The organism is Rhizobium sp. BIGb0125 (assembly GCF_024810055.1).
Taxonomy (GTDB): Bacteria; Pseudomonadota; Alphaproteobacteria; order Rhizobiales; family Rhizobiaceae; genus Agrobacterium.
On sequence record NZ_JANUDV010000004.1, the window covers coordinates 175,093 to 193,278 of the forward strand.

At 55.1% G+C, this 18,186-nt stretch carries 17 protein-coding genes; 5 read left to right on the plus strand and 12 right to left on the minus strand.

Annotated elements, in window-relative coordinates:
- Positions 1–42: 42 nt before the first annotated feature.
- Together M2418_RS12540 and M2418_RS12545 are read left to right on the plus strand one after the other, a co-directional pair.
- Positions 43–1,098: an ABC transporter ATP-binding protein gene (locus M2418_RS12540; RefSeq protein WP_259146898.1), complete on the plus strand. Its 1,056-nt coding sequence runs from the start codon at positions 43–45 to the stop codon at positions 1,096–1,098.
- Positions 1,095–2,012 carry a sugar kinase gene (locus M2418_RS12545; protein WP_259146900.1) on the plus strand — a complete coding sequence of 306 codons (918 nt, stop codon included), beginning with the start codon at positions 1,095–1,097 and terminating at the stop codon, positions 2,010–2,012. Before M2418_RS12540 ends, M2418_RS12545 begins: the two co-directional genes overlap by 4 nt.
- 21 nt (positions 2,013–2,033) lie before the next feature.
- On the opposite strand, the gene M2418_RS12550 is transcribed toward M2418_RS12545, so the two are convergent.
- From M2418_RS12550 to M2418_RS12565, 4 genes are all read right to left on the minus strand, one after another.
- Complete coding sequence (locus tag M2418_RS12550; RefSeq protein ID WP_259146902.1) at positions 2,034–3,344, minus strand: HAMP domain-containing sensor histidine kinase; 1,311 nt, start codon at positions 3,342–3,344, stop codon at positions 2,034–2,036.
- A 19-nt stretch (positions 3,345–3,363) separates the two neighbouring features.
- Complete coding sequence (locus tag M2418_RS12555; protein ID WP_192489437.1) at positions 3,364–4,017, minus strand: response regulator; 654 nt, start codon at positions 4,015–4,017, stop codon at positions 3,364–3,366.
- 95 nt (positions 4,018–4,112) lie between these two features.
- On the minus strand, positions 4,113–4,496 hold the full coding sequence (locus M2418_RS12560) for a diacylglycerol kinase (protein ID WP_259146903.1): 384 nt from the start codon (positions 4,494–4,496) through the stop codon (positions 4,113–4,115).
- Positions 4,493–6,112: a phosphoethanolamine transferase gene (locus M2418_RS12565; protein WP_250985270.1), complete on the minus strand. Its 1,620-nt coding sequence runs from the start codon at positions 6,110–6,112 to the stop codon at positions 4,493–4,495. Before M2418_RS12565 ends, M2418_RS12560 begins: the two co-directional genes overlap by 4 nt.
- 328 nt (positions 6,113–6,440) lie before the next feature.
- Here M2418_RS12565 and M2418_RS12570 point away from each other — a divergent pair, with 328 nt between their 5' ends.
- Entirely contained in the window at positions 6,441–7,157 is a 717-nt protein-coding gene (locus tag M2418_RS12570) for a FadR/GntR family transcriptional regulator (protein ID WP_250985271.1), read from the plus strand.
- Here the strand turns inward: M2418_RS12570 and M2418_RS12575 are convergent.
- Positions 7,126–8,553 carry an aspartate ammonia-lyase gene (locus M2418_RS12575; protein WP_250985272.1) on the minus strand — a complete coding sequence of 476 codons (1,428 nt, stop codon included), beginning with the start codon at positions 8,551–8,553 and terminating at the stop codon, positions 7,126–7,128. The genes M2418_RS12570 and M2418_RS12575 overlap by 32 nt on opposite strands.
- A gap of 273 nt (positions 8,554–8,826) precedes the next feature.
- On the opposite strand from M2418_RS12575, the gene M2418_RS12580 reads away from it, so the two are divergent.
- Both M2418_RS12580 and M2418_RS12585 read left to right on the plus strand, forming a co-directional pair.
- Positions 8,827–10,305 carry an amino acid permease gene (locus tag M2418_RS12580; RefSeq protein WP_259146907.1) on the plus strand — a complete coding sequence of 493 codons (1,479 nt, stop codon included), beginning with the start codon at positions 8,827–8,829 and terminating at the stop codon, positions 10,303–10,305.
- Complete coding sequence (locus tag M2418_RS12585; RefSeq protein ID WP_250985274.1) at positions 10,302–11,246, plus strand: asparaginase; 945 nt, start codon at positions 10,302–10,304, stop codon at positions 11,244–11,246. Before M2418_RS12580 ends, M2418_RS12585 begins: the two co-directional genes overlap by 4 nt.
- Positions 11,247–11,343: 97 nt before the next feature.
- Here M2418_RS12585 and M2418_RS12590 read toward each other — a convergent pair whose 3' ends face one another.
- Genes M2418_RS12590 through M2418_RS12620 form a run of 7 tightly spaced genes read right to left on the minus strand, consistent with a single transcriptional unit; the run spans position 11,344 to position 18,076 of the window.
- Positions 11,344–12,342 (minus strand): TRAP transporter substrate-binding protein, encoded by a 999-nt coding sequence (locus M2418_RS12590; RefSeq protein ID WP_250985275.1) that lies wholly within the window; start codon positions 12,340–12,342, stop codon positions 11,344–11,346.
- Positions 12,343–12,355: 13 nt separating this feature from the next.
- Entirely contained in the window at positions 12,356–14,167 is a 1,812-nt protein-coding gene (locus tag M2418_RS12595) for a TRAP transporter large permease subunit (protein ID WP_250985276.1), read from the minus strand.
- A 2-nt stretch (positions 14,168–14,169) separates the two neighbouring features.
- Positions 14,170–14,964, minus strand: coding sequence for a bifunctional hydroxymethylpyrimidine kinase/phosphomethylpyrimidine kinase (gene thiD / locus M2418_RS12600; RefSeq protein WP_250985277.1), 795 nt, complete (start codon positions 14,962–14,964; stop codon positions 14,170–14,172).
- Positions 14,961–15,623, minus strand: a complete 663-nt coding sequence (gene thiE / locus M2418_RS12605; RefSeq protein WP_250985278.1) for a thiamine phosphate synthase — start codon at positions 15,621–15,623, stop codon at positions 14,961–14,963. The genes thiD and thiE overlap by 4 nt, the downstream gene beginning before the upstream one ends.
- Positions 15,610–16,353, minus strand: a complete 744-nt coding sequence (locus tag M2418_RS12610) for a hydroxyethylthiazole kinase (protein ID WP_250985279.1) — start codon at positions 16,351–16,353, stop codon at positions 15,610–15,612. The genes thiE and M2418_RS12610 overlap by 14 nt, the downstream gene beginning before the upstream one ends.
- Positions 16,350–17,294, minus strand: coding sequence for an ABC transporter substrate-binding protein (locus tag M2418_RS12615; protein WP_250985280.1), 945 nt, complete (start codon positions 17,292–17,294; stop codon positions 16,350–16,352). Before M2418_RS12615 ends, M2418_RS12610 begins: the two co-directional genes overlap by 4 nt.
- The gene (locus M2418_RS12620; protein WP_250985281.1) at positions 17,294–18,076 is read right to left on the minus strand and encodes an ABC transporter permease; all 783 of its coding nucleotides are present in this window, start codon (positions 18,074–18,076) and stop codon (positions 17,294–17,296) included. The genes M2418_RS12615 and M2418_RS12620 overlap by 1 nt, the downstream gene beginning before the upstream one ends.
- Positions 18,077–18,186 lie beyond the last annotated feature (110 nt).

Consider the following 18,186-nt stretch of genomic DNA (forward strand, 5'->3'; position numbering starts at 1 on the left):
AACGCCCGTTCACGAAACGATTTTCGACAGGAATATACACATATGGCACCCGTCAGTATTCAAAACGTCCAGAAACACTATGGCGCCGTCAAGGTCATTCACGGCATCAGCGTTGACATCACGGATGGAGATTTTGTTGTCCTCGTTGGCCCATCGGGTTGCGGAAAATCCACGCTGCTGCGCATGATTGCCGGACTTGAAGAATTGAGCGACGGCGAAATCCACATCGGTTCTCGTGAGGTTTCGCATCTACCGGCGCGCGATCGTGATATCGCCATGGTGTTCCAGAACTACGCGCTCTATCCACACATGACTGTGGCCGAAAATATGGGCTTCGCACTGAAGCTCAAAAAAGCAAGCCCGGCGGAAATCAAGGAAAAGGTCCACCGGGCAGCGACCATTCTTGGTCTCGATGCATTGCTGGAAAGATACCCGCGCCAACTGTCTGGCGGCCAGCGCCAGCGCGTCGCGATGGGACGTGCCATTGTGCGCGATCCCAAGGTCTTCCTGTTCGATGAACCGCTTTCCAACCTTGATGCGAAATTACGCGTGCAGATGCGCGGTGAAATCAAGGCGATGCATCAGCGTATTGGTACGACAACTATTTACGTGACGCATGACCAGGTTGAAGCCATGACTATGGCAGACAAGATTGTGGTTCTGCATGACGGGTACATCGAACAGGTTGGCGCGCCGCTGGAACTCTATGACCGCCCGGCCAATATCTTCGTCGCGGGCTTCATCGGTTCACCATCGATGAATTTCATCGATGGTCGTATCGAGGAAGGTATTTTCCGGACGAAAAACGGATTGACCTTGCCACTGCCGAAGGACGTGGCTGCCTCGGCTCATGGCCGTAACCTGGTTTATGGCATTCGTCCCGAGCACATCAGGGCTGCTGCCGGAAACATTGAAGGCACGGTCACACTGGTTGAAGGCACTGGCTCTGAAATCTATGCCAAGCTGAATTGCAAGGGTGATGAAATTGCCTGCCTGTTCCGCGAACGTCTCAATATTCAGTTTGGCAGCACGGTCGGCATTGCAGTAGATACGGATCATATTCACCTGTTCGACAAAGAAACTGGCAAGCGTATTTGAGCAACGTGACAAAGCGTATTCTGTGTGTCGGGGCATCCGTCCTCGACACAATCTTCCGAGTTCATGACCTGCCAAAGGGCGAAGGCAAATTATTGCCTTATGACATGCTGGAGATTGCCGAGGGCATGGCAGCCAGTGCTGCTTATGCCATCGTTCGATTGGGCGGGCATGCCAGCCTTTGGGGTGCGGTTGGCAATGACGAAACCGGTGTCCGGATTTTGCGTGATCTCGGTCACGACGGTATCGACATGTCCGGCATGACGATTGCCGAGGGTGCCCGTTCAGCACTATCGACCATTCTGGTTGATGATCTTGGTGAACGACTGATCGTGCCATTTTACGACCATCGCTTGCATGATACGGCAAAGACCTTTGATGATGCCGAGATCGCCGGATTTGATGCCGTGCTGGTGGATGTTCGCTGGCCGAAGCTGGCGCTTGCGGTGTTGCAGGCCGCAAGGCGCGTTGGCATTCCTGCCATTCTGGATGGAGACGTTGCTCCGGTCGAGGTCTTGGAGCGACTGGCACCGGCGGCCAGCCACATCGTGTTTTCCGAACCCGCCGCGACAAGTCTGACTGGTCTGGACGATGTCACCGATATGTTGCTGGCCTTGCGGAAAAAGTTGCCGGATACACTTTTGTGCATTACGGCTGGCTCAAAAGGCTGTTTCTGGCTGGAAAATGCCTCCAGCACAGTGCAGCATCAGGCGACCTTGACTATCAAGGCGGTTGATACCCTGGCTGCTGGCGATGCTTTCCACGGTGCCTTCGCATTGGCCATCGCCGAAGGTTTGCCACTGCGCGACACGATGCGACTTGCCTCTGTCACAGCCGCACTGAAATGCGAAGTCTTTGGTGGCCGTCGTGGCATGCCGACCAGAGCGCAAGCGCAAGATGCCCTGGAACGTCTGTAAGGTCGCTTTCCAGTTATTTGGCTAGAAGGTCAAAATGGCTTCAAAGCCATCTTTTTTTCCTGATGCGGGTGACGAGAGAGTGAGTTTAGCATTCATCTTCTCGACGAGATTGCTAACGATCGCCAGACCAAGACCAGAACCGGAGGCCTTGGTTGGCCCACGGGTGAAGCGCGCCGTCAACCCGGCGAGATCTTCTGGGCTGATCAGTTCGCATTCGTTGGCAACACGCAGGCGGTTGCCGTTTTCGACAGAAATTTCCACCATGCTGTCTTGCGGGCTGTGCACCAGGGCATTTTCCAGCAGGTTGCGAATTACAATGCCGAAGGCATCCGGATTGATGTGGCGTTCAAGTTGCGCGTCTTTGCCAAGCTGAAGATTGATCCGACCGTCACCAATTGACATTCTTTCGAGGTCGCCGACGACGACCTTTATCACCGGAACGAGGTCTGTCAGCGTATCGGAAATACCGATGCCGGCATCGGCGCGCGACATCTGGAGAAGCTTTTCTGCCAGACGACCAAGGTGTGACAGCGACTGTTCAATCTGGTCGATGCGTGGTGAAAACTCCGTCGGCACTTCTGCTTTCAGACGCTGTGCCTGGGCAAGCGCGCCCGCAATCGGCGTGCGCAATTCATGGGCACTGTTGGAGGTAAATTCCCTTTCCGCTTCGAGGGATAACCGCAGACGTTCAAGCAACAGGTTCACTGAACGGGCGATCGGATGTAACTCGGCCGGCAGGGGGCTTGCATCAACAGGCACCATATTGCCGCTGTCTTTGCGTCCGATATCGTCCCGCAGTTCCTGGATCGGGTACAAGGTGCGACGAACCACAAAGATAACCGCAGCGATGCTGGCAGGGATCAGAATGATAAGCGGCAGGAACAATGCCACGCTTGCTTCAACAATAGCTTCGCGGCGATTGGCAAAAGCATCTGCCACTTGCAGGAAAATCGCACCGTCAGGGGATACGGCGGTATAGATGCGCTGTGTAGACGTGTCTGCAAAACCCGCAACGAGCGGCACATCAAAGGGCTCGGTCGAACTGTCATGCGAATGAACAAGAACATGTCCAAGCCGGTCACGCGCCTGGTAGGTCAAATACTCCTTGCCAGCGGCTCGCTGCGTGAAGTCTAGCTGCGCGGACGATACGCCACCTTCCTGGATGTCATTCACGACAAGCGGCAACAAGCGCTCAGCCGTTTCTTCAACGGCGCTGTCGAATATCTCTGCAAACTCGTCCTGCATCACCATGATGCCAAGGCTGGAGGCAAGCAGCCATGCCACCGCAACCACAGCGGTTACGGCGTAAACGAGCTTGCGTGTCATGCTCATTTTGGCGTTCATTGTTGCCTCAACGGATTGTGTAGCCAATGCCCCGCACGGTCTCGATGCGGCCATGCCCGATTTTTTTTCGCAGACGGCTGATGTAGACTTCAACCGTATTGCTCTCAATTTCAGCGCCGAATTCGTACAAGGTTTCGCTGAGCTGTGTCTTGGACACAAGCGCGCCGGGTCGCTCGATCAATTTGTCCAGAACGGCCCATTCGCGTGCGCTCAGTGACACGGGCTTGCCGTGAACATCAATGCTGCGCACCGCCTGATTGATCTCGATATCCGGCAGGGTAACAACTGAGACCGACCTGCCTTCGTAACGACGTGAGACTGCCAGCATACGCGCCGTCAACTCGCCGAGATTGAAAGGTTTGACGAGGTAATCATCCGCACCGGCATTCAAGCCTTCAATTCGGTCCGATACCTGATCATGGGCAGTCAGAATGATGACGGGTGTTGAATCATGGGCGGAGCGCAGGGTCTTGAGCAATGTAAGCCCTTCACCATCGGGAAGGCGCAAATCCAGGAGCACCAGCCCATAATTGACTGTCTGCGTTGCAGCGATTGAATCTGCCAGGTTCTTGAACCAATCCACAGCATGGCCTGCGGCTGCTACGTGATCACGCAACGCCTCTCCAAGCACATAATCGTCTTCAACCAGAAGAACCCGCAAGACAACCCCATAAAGCGATTTGTCATTGCGTATTCTGTAAGAGGTCAAGGCGTCAAGCCATGACATGTCGTTCGCGGCCGGAACAAGCGCACTCGTCATAAAAACAAGTGGGTGACGACAGCATATAAAAACAGCACTGCATTGGCCGTCAGCAGGCAAAAAACTGCAAAAGAACCAAGGTCTTTAGCATGGCGGCCCGTCGTCGATATCTCCGGGGAAATACGGTCGATGATCTCTTCGACTGCCGTATTCAGTGCCTCAGCTGAGGAAAGCGCCAGAAACAGGATGATGGCTGCGCACAGGATCGTCAGGCTGACGCCAAGCGCGAGATAAGCGGTCATCAAAAGCCCGAAGGCAAACACTTCATGGCGGAATGCGGTTTCCTTCCACGCCCGTTTGGCACCCGCTGCGGAATACCGTGTGGCGGCCAGCAAATGCGTGATGCCAGTCAGTTTTGTATAGTCTGGCATTACACTCATGAGACCTGGTTGCTCCGGCAACGGTTAAAGATATCCAGTTTCGGATCGTAGACCGAGGTCTGAACATTCATCATGCTCAGGATGCTGTGGAAAAAGTTGTCGTGGGAGTGAGCACCAGCTGTTGCTTCCTCTGCCATGCAGGCCCGGTCCAATCCCATGGATTTGGCAAAATCATTATCGAACCAGACGAGGAAGGGCACGTGGGTCTGTTGGTCAGGCGCCAGAAGATACGGCGTGCCGTGCAGGTAAAGCCCGTTTTCACCCAAGGACTCACCATGGTCCGATGCGTAGATCATGCCGGTTGCCAGTTTGTCAGAGTGGACTTTCAGCTTGTCGATGATCGTTGCCAGAAAATGGTCGGTGTAGAGAAGGGAGTTGTCATAGGAATTTACGATCTGCGCGTCGGTGCAATTGGCAAGTTCTGCGGTTTCGCAGTCAGGCCTGAACTTCTTGAATTCCGGCGGATAACGCAGGTAGTAAGTCGGGCCATGGCTGCCCATCTGGTGCAGAACAACAACGCTGTCCTTGGTGATGGAGTCGAGCCACTTGTCGAGCCGCTCCATGAAGATCTCGTCCTTGCATTCGCCACCGGTGCAGAAACGAGGGTCATTTGTTGCTGCAAGATCGGTGAAATCGATACGATCGGCCACAGCCTTGCTGCCGGTATTATTGTCCCACCATGTGGCGCTGATGCCTGCATGGGACAGAACATCCATCACGTTCTCATTGGCAAGACCCTTGGCGTGGGTATATTCCGCACGTGTGAATTTCGAGAACATACAAGGGATCGATGTTGCGGTTGCCGTACCGCAGCTGGATGTGTTCGGGAAGTAAACAATATCGCGCTTGGCAAGTTCGGGATTGGTGTCGCGGGCATAACCATTCAGCGAGAAGTTTGCTGCTCTGGCGGTTTCACCGGCAACGATGACGGTCACTCGAGGCTTTCTGACACCACCGGCCGATGCCATGACCTTGGCATCGAGGCCGATTGGCTCTGCGATGATTTTTGCTTCATGCCCGGCCTGCGTCAGGTAATGCACGGTGCTTGAAATCGGTGTGAGCGGATTGATGCTTTTCACAATGTCCCGGTGCTGGCGTATGGCGGTCGTGAATGTTTTCGAGTTTGCAAAACCGATGAAACCAACAATTGCCACGCAGCCCAGGACTGTCACGGTGTTGCGCATCAGTTTCTGCGGAAATGACCGGTGCCGGACGCGCACGAGGGCAAGAAAAAGTATTGGCAATCCGGCAAACATTGCCATGTAGGATCCGAAACCCCATGTCAGCAGATTGCCGGCTTCCGCAGGTGTCGTTTCAAACACGTTGCGCACCATGTCGCTGTCCACGATGACGCTGAAGCGATCAATGAACCAGGACGCTGATGCGGCAATAACGATCAGCGATGCCAGAAACGGCTTGATCAGATATTTGACCGAAAAGATCGTGATCATTGCGATGAACAATGCGCTCATCGCGACGTAAAGTGCAGTAATCGCTACCGGGTAGGGCGAAAGATAGATGTGTATCTTGCTCCAGAACGTTCTGTTGAGGAAAAACAGCAGATAAAGTGCGCCCAGCGCGCTTAATGTTCCGCTGCCAATAACAGGACGAAACATTTCGATCCTGTCGGTTTTCACTGTGAGAAACGCCAATTTGCCACCCGTATTTTCGTTTTGATCATAAACCGGGCAATACTCTCCTTCAGATTTTGAAGGTCGTGGGGATGTGCATTTGCAACCGGCTCTGATGGCTAGATGTCCGGCTTTTCTGACACGAACCTGAATGGCAGTCGTTGAGTGTGTCAGTTGCGTCGAAAATCGCGTAACTTACAGAAATCAATTCCGCTTTTGGTTGTGATGTTGTAGTTCGATATCTGGCTAACAGATCTGCTGCCTTCGGGTGTGGCTTCTTGACAAAGCCCGGATGTTTGTGAAGGTTGCAACTATGAGTGAACTGGCTGATTGGTTATCTGATGCAAGTCCGATCAGTCGGAAGAACGCCGCTGAATCGGTGTTCGAAGATATTCGTTCTGCAATAACGTCTGGACGTCTGTCGGTTGGTGCACGATTACCATCCGAAAGCAGCCTTGCGGTTCGTTACGGGGTTAGCAGGCCGATTGTGCGTGAAGCTTTGCGTTCGCTGCAAACGCTGGGACTAACGCAAACACGTACGGGCAGCGGCACCTTCATTCTCACATCTACACCCAGCACCGAACTGAGTTACGGCAGTTATTCCGCACGAGATCTGATTGAGGCACGCCCCTTTATCGAGGTTCCTGCTGCTGGATGGGCGGCACTGCGCCGGTCTGATGAACAGGCTACGGCTTTGCTGCATCTGTGCGATGCTATGGATCGGCAAACAGATCCCCATAAATGGGTGCTGCTGGACTCTGAATTTCATACGTTGATTGCGGAATCGTCAGGGAATGCGGTTTTTGCTAAGATTGTGACCGATGCGCGGGGCGCTATTTCCCAGCAGTCAGAATTGCTGAACATGATGGCCCATCGCCGGGAAGCGTCCAACATTGAACACCGCCGGATTGCTCAAACAATCCAGGCGGGCAATGAGCAGGACGCAATCAAGGCGATGGAGGCGCATCTTGGTCAGGTCAAGCAGGTTGTGACCAGCATTATGGCTGCGGATCGCTCCCGGCAGTCATAAGATCCTGCAAGTTGGCAAGCCGCTCCGGCTTGAGTGCTTCCAGCAACTGTTCAGCGGTCAGGTAACCGCGGTCGAGTACGATTTCAGGGACGTTGCGTCCTGTGCTGAGCGCCTCGCGCGCAATTTGTGTTGCCGCATAATAGCCGATCAGCGGGTTGAGTGCTGTCGCAAGTCCGATGGACTCTTCCAGACGTAAGGCCATGATCGCTGGATTGGCGACGATGCCCTCAACGCACCGTTCTGCCAGTGTCAGGCAGGCGGCACTCAGGTGACTGATGCTGTCGGAGAGCGACCGCACAATGACAGGCTCAAATGCGTTCAGCTGCAATTGTCCGCCTTCCGCCGCCATCGTAATTGTGATGTCGTTGCCGATGACCGTAAACGCCACCTGATTGACGACTTCCGGAATGACCGGATTGACCTTGCCCGGCATGATGCTTGATCCTGCCTGAACAGCGGGCAGGGTGATTTCTCCGATGCCGGCGCGCGGACCGGAAGACAATAGTCTGAGATCGTTGCAGGTCTTGGACAGTTTGACGGCGATCCGCTTGAGAACGCCGGACAGGTGGACAAAAGCGCCAGGATCCTGCGTCGCCTCGATCAGATCGGCGGCGGTAACGAGCGGGCGTCCGGTCAGTTGGGAAAGATGTTCGCAGGCGCGGGCAGCATAACCAGCGGGCGCATTGAGGCCAGTGCCGATAGCCGTGGCGCCAAGATTGATTTCATGCAGGAGTGCGGCCGATTCAATCAATCTAGCTCTGTCTTCACCAAGCATCACTGCAAAAGTACGGAATTCCTGTCCGAGTGTCATCGGGACGGCATCCTGCAACTGCGTGCGGCCGACCTTCAAAATGCTATGGAATTCAACGGATTTTTTCTCAAATGCCTTCTGCAGCACGCCCATAGAATGAGAAAGGGCATCAATTGCTTCGATTAGGCCGACATTGATTGCCGTTGGATAGGCGTCATTGGTCGACTGACTGAGATTGACGTGATCATTCGGGTGAAGGCGCCCGTAGTCACCCTTTTCATGATTCAGCAGTTCAAGGGCGCGGTTGGCAATCACCTCATTGGCATTCATATTGGTTGAAGTGCCGGCGCCGCCCTGTATTGCATCAACGACAAACTGGTCGTGCAACGCGCCATCACGAATTTCACGGCAGGCTTTGACAATCGCTTCCAGTCGTTCCTGATCCAGCAGACCAAGCTCGTGATTGGCCAGTGCCGCGGCCTCCTTTACATAGGCAAGGCCACGAATGAGGTAAGGGTAATGACCGATCGATGTTCCGGTTATCTGGAAATTTTCAACGGCGCGTGCCGTGTGTACACCCCAATAAACATCTGTCGGAATTTCTTTTGGACCGAGCAAATCGTGCTCCGTACGCGTCGTGACCACATTGTCCTCCTATGGATCGTGACATAATCTGTATAGCTGTAAGACAGATTATGGCTTGTGTATTCCTGTCCGTTGCAAAGGTCAACTGAACAGAATCCTGCTTGACGGCGGGCCCATGCTGCGAATATGAGAAAATATCTGTCATACAGCATTACAGCATGCCAATTGAAATACGGTCCAGCGCAGCCTCGCACGGACGGCAGGGCGACACCGCATTCGCACTCGAAAGTGTAAATCACGATCCATTGCATACAGGGCTCAGAGGGAGGAGCTATGTCAGTCGAAAATCTTCAGAAAACATCCGATGACCGAGCGGTCTTTGCCGAGGAAGACCTCGGATACCATAAGGCGCTGAAACCGCGTCAAATCCAGATGATCGCAATCGGTGGCGCCATCGGCACCGGGCTCTTTCTTGGCGCCGGTGGGCGGCTGGCCATGGCTGGACCGGCGCTGGTATTCGTCTATGCGCTTTGCGGTTTCTTCGCATTTCTGGTGCTGCGTGCACTGGGTGAGCTTATCATGTACCGGCCAAGCTCCGGTTCCTTCGTGTCTTACGCACGCGAGTTCTACGGCGAAAAAATGGCCTTTGCCGTTGGCTGGATGTATTGGCTGAACTGGGCCATGACATCGGTGGCGGACGTTACGGCCGTTGCGCTCTACATGAACTTTTTCAAGCAATATGTTCCGTGGCTTGCCGGCATCGACCAGTGGGTCTTCGCGCTAAGTGCCTTGATCATCGTTCTGGCCATGAATCTTCTTTCAGTAAAGGTGTTTGGTGAGCTGGAATTCTGGTTCAGCCTTATCAAGGTCCTAGCGCTGGCGACATTTCTGGTGGTTGGCGTCTACTTCGTCATCTTTGGGACGCCGATTGAAGGCCACACTGTCGGTTTCAGTTTGATAACGCAGAATGGCGGCTTCTTCCCCAACGGAATATTGCCGGCCTTTGTGATTATTCAAGGTGTTGTCTTTGCCTATGCATCGATCGAGCTCATTGGCACGACTGCTGGTGAAACTGAAGATCCACGCAAGGTCATGCCACGCGCAATCCGCACTGTGGTAATCCGCCTTCTGGTGTTTTATGTCGGTTCAGTTTTGTTGCTTTCGCTGCTGTTACCGTACAGCGCCTATAAGGCGGGTGAGAGCCCATTCGTGACATTCTTCGGTGCTATTGGCATTGAAGGCGCTGATGTCATCATGAACCTCGTGGTTCTGACGGCGGTGCTGTCTTCGCTGAATGCAGGCCTTTATTCCACCGGTCGTATTTTGCACTCCATGGCAATTTCCGGTTCCGCACCGGCGGCACTTGCCAAAATGAACAAGGCCGGCGTTCCCTATGGCGGCATTGCCGTGACGGCTGTCGTGACTGTGATCGGCGTCATTTTGAATGCGATTGTTCCGGCAGCTGCATTTGAAATCGCGCTCAATCTTTCGGCTCTCGGCATTATCTGCGCATGGGGTGTTATCATTCTTTGCCAGCTCAAGCTGTGGCAGCTTTCTCGTCGTGGCCAGTTGGCGCGCCCTGACTTCCGCATGTTTGGCGCGCCATACACAGGCATTCTCACGCTTATCTTCCTGTTCAGCGTGCTTGTCCTCATGGCCTTTGACTACCCGGCCGGCACATGGACAATTGCTTCCATCTTGATAATCGCTCCGGCGCTTGTCATAGGGTGGTATCTGCTTCGTGACCGAATCCAGCAAATCGCTAGCGAGCACAATCAATCTGACGTTGCAAGCAAGCGGGGCCTGCTGTGAAGTCGCAAAACATTCTTCCGCTGGTGGCGGTAATCGCCACTGGTGGTACGATTGCAAGCAAAAAAAGTGAGGACGGATCGAGCAAGCCGTCCCTCACGGGCGAAAACCTGTTGTCTGTTCTGCCGGATATGCAGGCAAGGCTAAAGCCGGTCGAGCTGATGGCGAAGGATTCGTCCAGCCTGACGCTCGCCGACATGCAAGACATCAGTGATGAAGTCGGCAGGCAGCTGCGTGACCCTGACATCGCTGGTGTTGTCATTCTCCATGGTACGGACGCCATGGAGGAGACTGCTCTTCTGGTGCATCTTCAGCACAAACTGAACAAGCCAGTTATCTTAACCGGTGCGCAGTTTACCGCAGACCATCCTGAGACCGATGGTCCGGCCAATCTGGCAGCGGCGATTGCTCTGGCTGTTGACCCTGCCAATGCAAAGCATGGTGTTCTCCTGGGTTTTGGCGGCAGTGTGTTGTCAGCATGGGGGTTATACAAATACTCGGCTGACGAAGCTGATGCCTTCCGACTTGCGCGGCCTGATATCTGTCCATCGCTGGACACCTTTGAAAAACCCGTCAGCAATATCCGTGTTGATATCGCTGCGATTTACCCGGGCTGTCATGCTACCCATCTTGATGCCAGTCTCATTGCTGGTGTTGACGGCATCGTGCTGGCCGCGCTGGGCTCCGGTAACGCCAACCCGGAAGTGGTACAGGCCGTCAAACGTTGCAGCGACACAGGCATTCCGGTTGTTGTTTCCAGCCGTGTTCCGACTGGTCTGCTGGTGCCAGGGTATGGCGGCGGAGGTGGCGGTTATGACATGGGGGCAGCGGGGGCCGTGCATTCCAAAACACTACGGCCCGGTCAAGCAAGAGTTCTGCTTGCCGTTCTGGTTGCCAATGGTGTGACCACAGAGGTGATCGCCAATTATTTCGGCGATCTGTAAAGCCCTGCAATAGCGTCCCGCACTGCCAGAAAATGCGGCCTTTGGCCGCTTTTTCTTTTTCATCAATTGAATAGCGCGATCCGCTAAACCATTTTCGTCAGGCAGCCTCCGCTGCATCAATACGTGCCATGCCGCCAACCACATCGGCAAAGTCACGCCGCACGGCAGTGGCACCGCCCCGCCATTGATCGAGTGCTTCTGGCTCAAAAACCTGTCCGCCCAAGGATGAGGCTACCTTCATTGACGCTGTTTCATCTTCAACGATCAGCTGGTTGAAGTAGTCGGCGCCAGCAGCGGTCTCCTCCGACAAAACGGTCTTTTCCTCATCCGACAGTCCGCTCCAAAATATGTTGGAGAAATACACGACACCGGATGCGCGTATATGTCCGGTCTGTGTCATGCAGGGCACGACCTCGTAAAGTTTGAAACCGGCATAGGCAGATTTCGTCAGATCCATAGCGTCAGCCACGCCAGATGCCAGTGCATTGTAGGTTTCGGTGATAGGGATGCCGACCGGCACCGCGCCAAAAGAGCTCCAGAGTTTTGTATGCAGCGGGCTTTGAATAACCCTGATTTTCTGGCCTGCTATATCCTGCGGTGTGCGGGCCGGCTCTTTTGTCAGAAGATGGCGTGCGCCATAGTCGATAAACCCGCCAACGACAAATTGCTGCAGCAGCAGTTCATCCTTCAGGCTTTGGCCGATATCGCTGTTGACGACACGTCTGAGATGTTCCGCATCGCGCAACAGGAAGGGCAGGTCGAGAAGCTGCAACTGCGGTACCCAGCCCGACAGGGCTGAGACTGTGGAGAGGCTGGCCTGCACGGAACCGAGCCGCATGCTTTCAGCGACTTCCTTTTCGCCGCCCAATGCGCCATTTGCAACAATGTTGAAACGGAAGCGGCCCGGCAGGCGCGTTTCCACGTGTTTTGCGATCTGGTGCCAGATCTTGGTTTCCGGTTTGTCCTCTCCCAGCAGTGATGCAACGGTTATTGTCTGGGTACGGGCGAAGGCCGGCCTCATCAGGACGGGTAGAGGCAGCGTGGCTGTTGCGATGCCGAGGCTTTTCAAAAACATGCGGCGAGAAAATCTATGCACGGAAACTATCCTTTCAGCGGAAAACAAGCGCGTAGGCGCAAAGAATGGTGAGGGAGAGCAGAAGCGCAGTCAGATAGGGGAGAACGGCGCGAAACAGAGAGGACGCAGGCACGTTCGTTACGCCGCTTACGACAAAAATCAACATGCCGATGGGTGGCGTCAGTCCGTGGATCATCAGGTTCACAACCAGAATGACGCCGAAATGAATGGGATCAATGCCAGCCGCGACCGCCGCAGGCAGGAGGATGGGACCAAACAGCAGAATGGCTGCGCCAATGTCCAGCACCAGACCGGCTGCAAGCAGCACGAGATTGGCCAGGAGCAGCACGGCAAAGGCACTGCCGCCAAGCATGACTACAAAGTCCATGACGTGGCCGGCCACGCCATCGGTTGCGAGCAGGAATGCAAATGGTGCGGCTGTCCCGATCAGTAGCCCAATGGCCGCCGCCTCGGTGGCGGCTTGGCGAAACACACCATAGAGCGTTTTAGCGCCTGTTCTGGCAAAATATGCGAGTGCAAATGTATAGGCCGCAGCGAGAGCGGAGGCTTCCGTTGTGGTGACAATGCCAAAGCGAATGCCAGCGACCACAATAACACCGAGGCCAAAGGCCGGAATGGCTGCAAATGCTGCCTGCCAACGTTCTTTTGCCGGGGCAGGGAGGCGCTTGTTTTTTTCGCGTACGGTCAAATGAATGGCGATTGCCAGACAGCATGCCATGACGCCGCCCGCAAAAAAGCCTCCGACCAGCAATGAACCTATCGAGAGGTTTGTTGCGGCGGCAAGGATGAGAAACGCAATGGATGGCGGGATGACGTTATCCAGCACGGAGGTTGCGGCGATAATGGCGCCTGCCTGTGCAGGTGGATATCCGTGCCGCACCAGCTCCGGCTGGAAGGTCGATGCTCCAAACGCCGCGTTGGCGACCGAAGAACCTGACGCGCCCGAGAAAAGCACGCTGGTCAACAATACGGTTTGTGCCAGACCGGCTTGTTTGTGACCCACCAGTGTCTGGGCAACATGCACCAGCCTTTGTGCAGCCCCAGATGCGCCAAGCAAGCCGCCGGTCAGCAAGAAAAATGGAATGGCCAACAGCAGAAATTTTGACATGCCGGTGACGGTTGTCGAAACAATAGCCTGTTCCGGCAGGGAGCTGCCAAATGAAATGGCCAGATAGGCGGCAACCAGAAATGCATGGGCAAGCGGTGCCGCCAGCAATAAACCTGCCCCTGCGATCAGTGCCAGATAGAGACTGGCCGGAAATGATGTTTCGATAAGAACCAGCGGAACAGCGGTATAGAACATAGTTGCTAAAATTAGTGCAGCAAGGCCTGTCCGCCATTGCCCGGCTGCCAGCCAGCGAAGCAACATCATGATCAACAACAATGCGCCGCCGATGCCTATAAAACCGAAACGAATCCATTCCGGTAGACCAAGTGTGGGTGAGTAGCCGCCAAGCATCGTGCTTATGTTGACAGCGCCAAAGGTCAGGACAAACGCTGCCATGACACTGATGCTGTCAGCCGCTATGCGTGTCAGTGCACGCCCTCTTTCGGGCAACACGCGGACCAGTACATCAAAACGCATTGCCAATGCCCCGGTGACACTGAGCGGGGCAGCAAGCGCAATGAGGGCGATATGCAGCCAGATGCCAAAATCTTCGACGCCGACAATACCGGTATGGAAAAAATAGCGCATGCCGGCAGTGGCAAGAACAGTGACCAGCATGATGGCAAGGACGACAACAGCAAGTGCGCCGAGCATTGCTTCGATGGCGTCGCTGAGACGCTGTGCAACATGCCTGATGTTATCGTCTCGCCAGACCATATTTACCACCAGCCGTGGAAATGGTGTACGGGTCCACGACCGTGCCCAATTGAAAGGCCGACACCCGCTTGCAGTGCCTTGTGCAGATAGTCCTTCGACTGCTCCACCGCATCGGTCAGTGAATATCCTTTGGCGAGATGCGCGGTGATTGCGGCGGCCAGCGTGCATCCGGTGCCGTGATCATTGTTGGTGTCGATGCGCGGTGCGGACAAGACTTGGATTTCGTTTCCATCGAACAGAAGATCGGTGCTGTCAGGGCCGTCACCGTGTCCACCCTTGATCAGCACGGCGCGTGCCCCTGCTTTCAGGATGACGTCTGCCTGGCGCGCCATCTCACTCTGGTTTGCAGCGATGGGCAGATCCGTCAACAGCGCTGCTTCTGGCAGATTGGGCGTGACGACGGCTGCAAGCGGGACAAGTTCTTGCTTCAGTGTCTCGATCGCTTCCTGTTGTAAAAGCCGGTCGCCGGAGGTTGCAACCATCACCGGATCGAGAACCACGCTGCGTTTGTAGTGGCGCAGTCGCTCTGCAATGGCCAAAATTGTCTCCGACCGGGACACCATGCCGATCTTGACTGCATCGACATCGAGGTCGGAAAAAATGGCATCCATCTGCGCGACGATTAAGGGTACGGAAATGTCTTCAACAGCCGTCACGCCCCTGGTGTTCTGCGCGGTGATTGCGGTCAGTACACTGGCGGCATAAGTACCAAGCGCTGAAAATGTCTTGATATCAGCCTGAATGCCGGCCCCGCCGCCGCTATCGGAACCTGCAATGGTCAAAGCAATGGCGGTCATGGGCGTTTCTCCGAGAGTGCCGCATCCACCGCGTCACGGAAGCTGCGTGTCGCCTCAGCAATGTCATTGGCTCTGAAAATCGCGGAGATAACCGCGATGCCATCGGCACCGGCCGCGACGACCTCTGGTGTTCTTGCCAAATCGATGCCAGCAATGGCGCCGACCGGTAGTTCGGGTCGCTGCTGACGCAGTGCTGTCCGCAACGCACTGAAACCATCAATGCCGACTGGAAGGTCAGGATTGATTTTCGATACTGTTTCGAACACGCCGCCAATGCAGACATAGTCGACAGGCGCCGCTGCGGCGCGTGCCGCGTCCTTGGCATTTTTGACGGTAAGTCCGATAATCGCCTTGCTACTCAAAAGGCTCCGTGCTGTCTCCGCATCCATGTCGTCCGCACCCAGATGCACCCCATCTGCACCAGCCGCCAGCGCGACATCAACGCGGTCGTTGATGACAAGCGGGACGCCGCTTGTTTTGAGCGCGGCTATAATTTCCTTGGCCCTTTCGATCATCGAACGGGTGGATGCCGTCTTGTCGCGGTATTGAATCAGTGTTGCGCCGTTTTCGGCCGCGATACGGGCGAGTTCCGGCAGCGGGGCGATATCGATCAGGGAGCCATCGACCAACGCGTTCAGGCGATAATCAACCTTCGTCATGTTCTATCCTTGCATGGGAAATGATGTCCTGACGGCCAATGGCCGACAGCATGTCGAGAAATGCCGGCTCGAATGTGCCGGGACCGTTGGCGTAGACCGCGGCCTGCTCTGCAGAAATTCCCGTCACACACAGGGCCGCACTGGCCGCCAGCAGCGCGTCTGGCTCTACCGCTAGGAACGCGGCGATTATGCCGCCGGAAAGGCAGCCTGTTCCGGTCACTTTCGCCATCCATGGATGACCGTTGGAAATACGGACCGATCGATTTGCGAGAGACAAATGGTCTTGCGGACCGGTTTGAATTCGCAAGCTGTTGCCTGTGTCGTCAAACAGCGCCATTTCAGCCGCATTGCCACGGATGATGGTCGGCGAATGTTGCAGAAGGTCCCTTGCAAACGCCAGTCGCGACGGAGAGTAGTCGCAGTGGACGGGGTCAACGATCCAAGGTTTGCCATGCGCATTGGCCACCTGCACAGCAAGCAGGATAACCTTGCGACGCTCCGCATCCAGCGTGCCGAGATTAATGGTCAACGCATCGGCTTTGAGAACAAAACTTTCGATTTCCTCCATCGACGATGTCATCGAAGGAATGGCATCGACCGCCGTAATGCCATCGGCAGTGAATTTCTGCACGACGGTGTTCATCAGGCAATGGACGCGAGGGCGGCTTTGCCGCACCCGCTCGAGCACATCGGCTGCCTTTTCAGCTGATATTGTATGGGCCGTGCTCATTGCAATTCCACCGCAAGGTCTTCAACGGCAGGCGCCTGTTTCACCAGTTCCATGTCCTGCATGAACTGGCCGAAACGTTCGTAACGAGCGCGATCCAGTGCCGAGGGGCGTTTGGCAAAACGCGGCAGGGTGTCGATGAATGCCTGGTGGTTCAGGTCGTCATTGAGGCTGGGGTAGGCTTTGATGAACAGTTCCCAAGCTTCCTGCGGGTGGTTTGTGAGGAAGATCGAGGCTTGTTCGACGGCATCAAGGAAACGCGGCAAGCGACTGTCCGAGACCAGATCCTTATTGGTGATGAAGATCAGTTCGTCATAAGCGGGAACACCATGCTCCTCAGGGAAAAAGGAATAACCTTCGTGACCTGCGAGCTTCATCTGGGTCAGTTCAAAATTGCGGAAGCCGCCAAGTGTCGCATCGACCTTGCCGCTGATCAGCGAAGGTGACAGCGAGAAGTTGACGTTGATAAGCTCAACATCGTCACGGCTGACACCTTCCTTCTCAAGCATGCGCTTCAGCATGGCATCTTCGAAACCGGATACAGAAAAACCGATCTTTTTGCCCTTAAGGTCCTTCAGGCTTTTGATCGGCCCATCAGCCAGAACCGTCACGGTGTTAAGCGGTGTCTCGACAAGTGTTCCAAACCGCAGGATCGGCAAACCGGCAGCGTTGTCGAGATAGAGGTTTGGTTGATAATGCACGCCAATGTCGGCCTGTTTGACGGCGACCAGACGCGGAACGGAAGATGGATCGGCTGGTGGTACCAGCTCGACTTCCAATCCTTCAGCTTTGAAGATGCCGCGTTCAGCGGCGATGACCATCGGCGCGTGATCGGGATTGACGAACCACTCCAGCATCACCGTCAGCTTGTCGGCGGCATGTGTCACGGATGCGGGAAGGATCGTCGCAAGTGCGATGGAAAGAGAAAGGGCAAGTTTCTTCATCAGGCGTGTTTCCTTGAGGAATTAAGAAATGGCAGGGAATGTTCAGTCTCGACCGCCCATGGGGTGAGCCCAGTGGTGAGGCGGTCGATTAAAAGGCGAGAAAGCACGGTCAGAACCGCAAGAATGGCCATGGCTGCAAAAACTGTATCGGTTTGCATACGGGCATTGGCCTGCACCATGACAAAACCAAGCCCTGAGGACGCGCCGACCCATTCGCCGATGACGGCACCAAGGGGTGCGAGCGGCGCTGCGACCCGCAGGCCCGAAATCAGTCCCGGCAGGGCAAGGGGCACCCGTAACCGCAGCAGGATTTGCCAGTGTGTTGCCTGCGTGAGCGCTGCGGCATCCAGGATCGCTCTTTCCGTGCGTTGTAGGCCGTCATTGAAGGCAGAGGCGACAGGAAAGAAGATGATCAGCGTCGTCATCGCTACCTTCGAGGCCATGCCGAAACCGAGCCACAGCACGAGGATGGGAGCAAGGACAAACACGGGAAATGCCTGCAGGATCAGCAGGGTTGGCCAGACCAGCTTTCCAAGTCTCGGAAATGCGGCTGTTGCGAAAGCTGTCCCAACGCCAAACCCTGTGCCCAATACAAGGCCAACCACCATTTCAGTCAGGGTGATCAGGCTGTTTTCGAGCAAGTAGATAGGCTGCCGTGACAACGCCGAAACGACGTCATAGGGCGAGGGCAGAATGTAATGCGCAGGGGCAAACAGCCACGTGCCAACCTGCCAGCCAACGACCAGCAACAGCACGCCGCAAACGGCGGATGAGACACGCATTTCGGTTTATACGAAACGATAAACCAAATGAGGGGGATGGCCGCGAACGGCACCTATAGCAATCTTGAATGTCATCTACGATCTCCAGACTTGTGACAATCACGGAGATC